The sequence below is a fragment of the Novosphingobium sp. genome, from assembly GCF_019748365.1.
Taxonomy (GTDB): Bacteria; Pseudomonadota; Alphaproteobacteria; order Sphingomonadales; family Sphingomonadaceae; genus Novosphingobium.
The window spans coordinates 1-6,791 of the sequence record NZ_JAIEPN010000186.1; the positions used below are offsets into that span (position 1 = coordinate 1).

Here is a 6,791-nt window from a genome sequence, read left to right on the forward strand (position 1 = left end):
CCATGGGGCTTTTTATTCAACCCAACTGGCCCCTTTTTAAACCGGTGCCTGGCCCGTTTTTATCCCGGTGTTGACATTGGGTAGACATTGTAATTGTTGGTGTTCGCACTCGCCTGCACCGTCGATGCACCCGTCGTGTCGAACAGGTTGGTGACGTTCAGGCTGATCTCCGCCTTTTGCAGGCCGACCATGCTGGCGGGCAGGCGATAAGCGATCCGGGCGCTGGCCTGGAACACCGACTTGACCGATGCATCGTTGGTGAAGGTGGTGACACGGCGGCCGACATAGTCGCCGATCATCTGGGCATCGAAATCGCCGAGCGTCAGCGTCGCAACCGTCTTGTTCATCCACTTCGGGCTGACAGGGATCAGCTTGCCGCCGGTGGGCACGACGCCGCCCACGGTCGCGATGCCGCCGATCCGCGTGCCAGTCGCGGCGCCAGTGATAGTGCTATAGTCGCTGTCGTAGATGGAGCGGTTGTAGGACACGGCGTTGTAGAGCGAGAAGACCTGCCCGAAGCGCAGCGTCAGCGCCGCGTCGATACCGTCCGTCTTCACGCCGCCGACGTTGAACACGGCGGGTGTGCCGCCGCTGATGCCACTGCCGCCGATGCCGCCGATCGCGCCGGGAGGCGTGATGCCAAGCAGGCGATCGCTGAAATCGACATGATAATAGTTCACCTGCGCTTCGATCCCGGTCAGGAACGAACTGTCGATGGTCCGGCGGCTGCGTAGGCCGATTTCATAGACCCAGGAGGTTTCGGGGCGGCCATTGAACTTCAGATTGTCGAATGCCGCCTGGCTGCCGCTGCTCCACGGCGTGACGCCGCCGCCGCCATAAGGCTGGAAGTGGCGCAGGTTCTTCTGCACGTTGACATAGACCTGCTCGCTGTCGGTGAAGTCCCACTTCGCGCCGATCGCGGGCAGGAACCAGCGCTTGGTGTTGATCTCGCCTTCGGGCAGGGCGCTTGCCGAACCAGGCAGCGATCCGATGATCGGCTGGACCGGGAAGGTGCCGCTGGCAAATTGCAGGCTGGACTTGAAACCGCCCTGGACCAGCAGGCTGGGCGTGACCTGCCAGCTGTCCTGCACATGAAGTTGCAGAACATTGGTGCGCATCTCGCTGGCATATTGGGTGAACAGCGGATCATGCGGCGGCAGCGAATAGGGGTTGTAGTCCTGCGGCCGGGTCACATTGAGCGCATACCAGTTCCGATAGGCGGCCGAGCTGTTATATTCGTACCACGCACCAAGCTGAATCTGATGGTTGCCCAACGTCGCGTCGATCGAGGACAGGATGCCGCCGCGATCGATGCGATATTCGGTGGTACGGATCGCATAGCCCGAATTGCCGGTGGCCGTCTTCAGATTCTGGCCGGGGAAATAGAGCGAGAACAGGTTGGGCAGGCCCGCGACCGTGATCGGTCCGGCGACGATGCCCGCGCCGTCATTATTATGATAATATACCTGGTTCGACCAGTCGACTTGGTCGGACAGATGGGCCTGATATTTGATGTAGCCCAGATAATCGGTCCGGATCGCGGCGCTGTAATAGTTGCGATAATTCTGCGCCTCGGCGGCCGGCACATTGCCGCTGGCGTTCAGATAAGCGACCGCGCCGGCGAAATCGGGGTAGAAGAAGGGGCGGGTATAGGGCTGATAGGCCTGCGCCGCATTGGTAGGGTTCTTGAAGACGGTGGTCGCGTCCTCATTGGGTTCCTGCTTGTCGGAATAGCTGAAATAGGCGGTCAGCTTGCCATTGCTGTCGTCATGGACGAATTTGGCGTTGGCGGCCCAGCCCTTCTGCTTGCCGCGGAAATCCCAGGCGCGCGCACGATGGCGCAGGACCGAGACATAGCCGCTATTGCCGTCGCCAAACTCGCCGCTGTCGAGGCGAACGAATGTGCGGGCCGTCCCGTAGCTGCCGAAAGTGTGGTTCAACTGTGCGCCCATCTGCTGGCGCGGATCGCTGGAGAAATTCTCGATCCCGCCGCCCAGGTTGCTGGTCGACGCGATGCCCAGTTCCGCGGTGCCGGTGGCGACAACGACGCTGCCGACATTTTCGGAGATGATAGCGCGCTGCGGAGAGAGGCCGTTGAAATTGCCGTAGCTCTGATCGCCCAGCGGCACGCCGTCCAGGGTATGGCCCAACTGCTGAGCGCTGAAGCCATGGATGAAGAGCGAGGCGTTCTGCTCGTTGTTGCCCCACGGATCGGCAGTCACATACATGACACCCGGCAGGGTCTGGATCGCCTTGAACGGCGCAACGCCCGGCAGGATCTTCTGGATTTCGGTTGTGGTAATGGCGGTCGCAGAGCGTGTAGCCTTAACACCGGTCACGACGATGGACGTTGCCTCGCCATCGACCTGCGCCGCTTGGTCTGCTGCGGGCGTGGGCGTCTGCGAAAAAGCGGGCGCGCTTACTACCAGAGCGAGCAGGCCGGCACTGCCTAGCAGGCAGGCGCGCGAACGCGTGTGCAAAATATTCATGACCCAATATCCCCAAAGCAGCGCGCAATTTCGCACTTGCAGCATCGCGTTAAATGGAGCGAGTTGCGATTTCCGGTCCGTTTCGGGTCGATTTGATGACATTTGGGCGGCGGACATGTTGCATTGCGTCCTGACGCTTATGATGGCGGTCAAGGTGCGGTGTAGGTCCGAATTTCGGCGAGAGATATCAGGCGTGGCTGTGTATTGGTCCGTCTGCGCTCAGTAAGTAGCCCAAGCTTTTCGGTAAGGGGAAAGTTCGCAGGCGAGCATCGGGCATTGTGCAGCAAATGACGATAGTGGGTTGGGCTCAGAGACTATTTTCTCCCGAGCCGATAGTTGTTGTGCCCGGTTGCTATGCCGTGAGTCAGTTTTACGGATAGAATCTCTCGTACAAAAAAGTCCGCGTCGTAATTTGTAACTCAATCATCATCAGATCCTGCAAGGCGGTCGTTCCATGTCAGCGACAAGCCGTTCATGAAAGGAGCAAGAAAAGCGCCTTTGAGCGCCAGCGACCTCGCGGTCTTTTCCTCGTCGATGTGGATGTACCAAGGCAATCGAGACTCCTTGGTCCCGATACTGCTGCGCCGGGAACTGGTGCTCATCCTGTTGCTCTATGCGGGCGCTCGGCGCCGCCGACGCGGCAGAAGGGGCGGTGACGCTCTTCTTCATAGAGGAGGCACTGGGGATTCACGGGTGGACCGGGGCGCTGCTGCTGGCCCATCTGCTCATCCGCAGTTTCGCATGGGGTGCGGACTATATAGCTGCTGCGGGCGATGGTGTCGGATCTGGTGCGATCGGGCGGCAATGGCTTTGCTGCCACGCACTATGCGCCGTTCAATGTCGCGAACAAGCTCGCCGCCGCGCTGGGCGTTTTCGGGGCGCTCACGGCGCTCGCCTTTATCGGCTTCCTGCCGGGTGCCGCGCATGGGCTAGGCGAAACCACCTTGCGGGCGATCTACGCGCTGCCCTCATGCCTGGCTGGCCTCATCGGCCTGCTGGCACTGCGCCGGATCGCTCCGACGCAGTGCCGTTCGGTCAGCTGATCTCCCAGCCGCTCAACCCATCTTCGGCGATCCGTGCGCTGGCATGGCGCGCGATGTCGAGCTTTCCGATCGCCTGGCGCGGCGTTAGGACGCGGACGAAGTCGGCCTCCACCCGGTCGCGTGTCAGCGATACCGTTACGAAACCAACGGCATTGGTGTCGCACCAGCGTATATCGCGATTGTCGTGGACAAAGGCGTCGCCGACCGGCCCCGACGGCAGGAGCAGTTCCCCGATCGAAGGACCGGTCAGCGTGGAGGCGGAAAGCTCGAGACCAATCCGGCGGTCCCCGCGATGGGGTTCGTTGATCCAGGCCATGTGACTGTCGCCCGACAGCACGAGCAGGTTCGCGCCGCTTTTCTCGAACTGGTCGTACAGCTTGTCCCGCTCGCCGGCATAGCCGTCCCAGGAATCGACATTGAGAAGCGGCAGGCCATAGCGCGTCAGGGCGTACATCGGCGCCAGCGCTACCTTGCCATCGGGAAACTTCGTCAGATCGGGATAGACGTAGCTGGACAGGATGGTCGCGCTGCCGAACAGGAACCACGGGCGGCGAGCATCCTTATGGGCCTTCAGTTCGTCCGCCAGCCATGCGCATTGTTCCGCGCCGATCATTTCGCGCGCGGGATCGGCAAGTTTCTCGCGGAAGGCTGCGACATCGGGTTCGCGCGTGACGCCTTGCGGCAGGGCCTTGAGGTCGAGTGTCTTGAGTTCCGCCGGGTCGGATATCACCCGCTCCCCACTGCCGCGCCGGTCGACAACATGCCAGTCGAGATCCTTGGCCAGCGACAATTGCTGCTGGCGGGCCTTGAGCCGGGTTTCGGGCAGGGCCAGCGTCGCGAGATCGCCGAACGCGAAGCTGCGGGTGATGCCATAGGGATCGGAAGTGACAGGATCGCGGATCGGCATCCATTCCAGATAGGCATGAACCGCCGCAGCCTTGCGCTCCTCCCAGTCGCCGTTGGCCGCCGGATCGTGATGCTGGGCACCATGCATCCAGTCGTCGTTCGCGATTTCATGGTCGTCCCACATGCAAATCCACGACGCGCGGGCATGGGCGTCGCGCAGGGCCGGATCACGACGCCACTGTGCATAGCGTGCGCGATAGTCGGCGAGCGTGACCGTGTCGTGCGTTGGCTCGATCGCCCGAACATCCATGAGTGCGGGCATCGAGTTGGCGCCATATTCGTAAATATAGTCGCCCACGAAGAGGATGAGGTCCACCGCTTCCCGATCGGCAATGGCCCGGTAGGCGTGAAATTCGCCGAACATATACATGGCGCAGCAGGCGAGCACGATATCGAGACGATCGATGCGTCCCGTTGGCAGGGTTTTTGCCCGCCCGATCGCCGATACCGTGTCCATGGCACGGAAGCGGTAGAAATATTCGCGGCCCGCCTTCAGGCCGGAGGCGATCACCTTGACCGTATGGTCCCGCGCCGCCGATGTGCTGAACGATCCGCGCGCAGCGATGCGCGTGAACAGTTCATCCTCGGCCATTTCCCATGTGCCGCTGACCGGCCCATGGGCAGGATCGGTCACGCGGGTCCACAGCAGGACGCTGTCGGCATGCGGATCGCCGCTCGCCACGCCATGCGCGAAGACCATGTTCGTTTTTGCCCCGGCGGGACCGGCGGCGAGCAAAAGCCCGCCCGCCGCCGATCCCGCAAGAACGCCGCGCCGCGTCAGCGCCATCAGAAACGCGCCCCGAGCGAAACGCCCCAGGTGCGCGGCGTGCCGCTGAATGCCTGCGTCGCCGATCCGCCGGTCGTGTAATCGACATCGGCGATGTTGCGCACGAAGCCGGCCACGGTCCAGCGCTGGTCGATCTTGAGATCGATGCGCGCATTGACGAGCGCGAAGTCCCCGACCGGCGCCGTATTGTCGAGATCGCCATAATAGGCATCGACGTAGCGGGCATCGACCTGAGGCGTCAGCGTCATGCGATCGTTCAGCGCGAACTCGTAGCGGATCGAGCCGTTCAGCGTCATGTTCGGCGCGAACGGCAAGTCGTTGCCCAGGCGCGCCTTTTCGGCAGCGGTGATCGCCTCGATCGCGGTGACCTTCGTGTCGAGCAGCGCGACGCCGAAATTGATGGTCATCGGGCGCACCGGGCGGATCGTGAAGCTGGCCTCGCCGCCATAGCTGCGCGCCTTGCCCACATTGGTGCGTACGCTGGTGGTGGCGCCATCATAGGTGCGGAAGGAACCGGCCTGAATGTTCGAGAAATCATAATAGAAGCCCGCAACTTCGAACTGCACAGGGCCGCGCGCAGGCATGAACTTCACCCCGCCTTCATAGGCCCATACGCTTTCCGACTTGAATGCATCGGCTTCGGGGGTCGACCAGATCGTGCTGCCGTCGAAACCGCCGGCACGGAAGCCGCGTCCGACCGAGCCATAGACCCGTGCATCCTCGCTCAGTTCATACGTGACCGTGGCGCGACCCGAAGGGCTCGTCTCACTGAGCTTGTTGTCGAATTCGGCGGGCAGGGCGAACACCAGCGATCCGATCGACACGCCATAGGGGTTGAGATCATGCGTGTAGCCGCTGAAGCGGTTCTTTTCGTTGCTGATGCGCACGCCCAGATCGGCACGAAGGCGCGGCGCGACCTTGAAATCGACGTCTGCGAAGGCCGCGAGGCTTTCGCGCCGCTGCAGATAGTTCGCTTCGAACACGGTACGGAAGGTGTCGGCGCCGTCCAGCGTGCTGAACAGGCTGATCTTGTCCTTGAACCAGGCACCGCCGACCGTCCAGTTGATGTTGCCCTTGTCGCGATTCTGCAGCCGTGCCTCGATTGTCAACGGCGGAGCAAAAGTCGGCCATTCGGCGGCGTAAAACCAGGCCATCGTGTTACATGCCGGGGGGAGTGGCGTGAGGGCGTAGCCCGAGGGCCACTCCCCCCGGCATTGGTGTAATTTTCAGGGTCTGGTTTTGGCCTTGCGGGCCCGGCTGTGCGCGAGGCGATAGCTTTCGCCGTTCATCTCGAGGATGCTGACGTGATGGGTCAGGCGATCGAGGAGCGCGCCTGTGAGACGCTCAGATCCGAAGGTTTCGGTCCATTCGTCGAAGGGCAGGTTGCTGGTGATGAAGGTGGAGCCGCGTTCGTAACGCTGGGAGATCAGCTCGAACAACAGTTCGGCGCCGGTCTTGGAGAGCGGCACAAAGCCCAGTTCGTCGATGATGAGCAGCTTGTATCCGGCCATCTGCTTCTGGAAGCGCAGAAGACGGCGCTCGTCGCGGGCCTCCATCATTTCGCTG

5 protein-coding genes and 1 pseudogene are annotated in these 6,791 nt (G+C 62.0%); 1 reads left to right on the plus strand and 5 read right to left on the minus strand.

Features of this window, described 5'->3' with window-relative positions; all coding sequences use genetic code 11:
- Nucleotides 1-59: 59 nt before the first annotated feature.
- Nucleotides 60-2,489, minus strand: a complete 2,430-nt coding sequence (locus K5Q19_RS20075) for a TonB-dependent receptor (protein ID WP_292948794.1) — start codon at nucleotides 2,487-2,489, stop codon at nucleotides 60-62.
- A gap of 419 nt (nucleotides 2,490-2,908) precedes the next feature.
- The gene (locus K5Q19_RS20080; protein ID WP_143058613.1) at nucleotides 2,909-3,091 is read right to left on the minus strand and encodes a hypothetical protein; all 183 of its coding nucleotides are present in this window, start codon (nucleotides 3,089-3,091) and stop codon (nucleotides 2,909-2,911) included.
- A gap of 171 nt (nucleotides 3,092-3,262) precedes the next feature.
- Between K5Q19_RS20080 and K5Q19_RS20085 the strand changes: the two genes are divergently transcribed.
- On the plus strand, nucleotides 3,263-3,532 hold the full coding sequence (locus K5Q19_RS20085) for a hypothetical protein (protein ID WP_004212913.1): 270 nt from the start codon (nucleotides 3,263-3,265) through the stop codon (nucleotides 3,530-3,532).
- On the opposite strand, the gene K5Q19_RS20090 is transcribed toward K5Q19_RS20085, so the two are convergent.
- From K5Q19_RS20090 to istB, 3 genes and pseudogenes are all read right to left on the minus strand, one after another.
- Nucleotides 3,525-5,225: an alkaline phosphatase D family protein gene (locus K5Q19_RS20090; RefSeq protein ID WP_004212915.1), complete on the minus strand. Its 1,701-nt coding sequence runs from the start codon at nucleotides 5,223-5,225 to the stop codon at nucleotides 3,525-3,527. The genes K5Q19_RS20085 and K5Q19_RS20090 overlap by 8 nt on opposite strands.
- Nucleotides 5,225-6,379, minus strand: a complete 1,155-nt coding sequence (locus K5Q19_RS20095; protein WP_004212916.1) for a TonB-dependent receptor — start codon at nucleotides 6,377-6,379, stop codon at nucleotides 5,225-5,227. Before K5Q19_RS20095 ends, K5Q19_RS20090 begins: the two co-directional genes overlap by 1 nt.
- Before the next feature lie 72 nt (nucleotides 6,380-6,451).
- Nucleotides 6,452-6,791, minus strand: a pseudogene (gene istB, locus K5Q19_RS20100) (IS21-like element ISSsp5 family helper ATPase IstB); the annotation flags it as partial.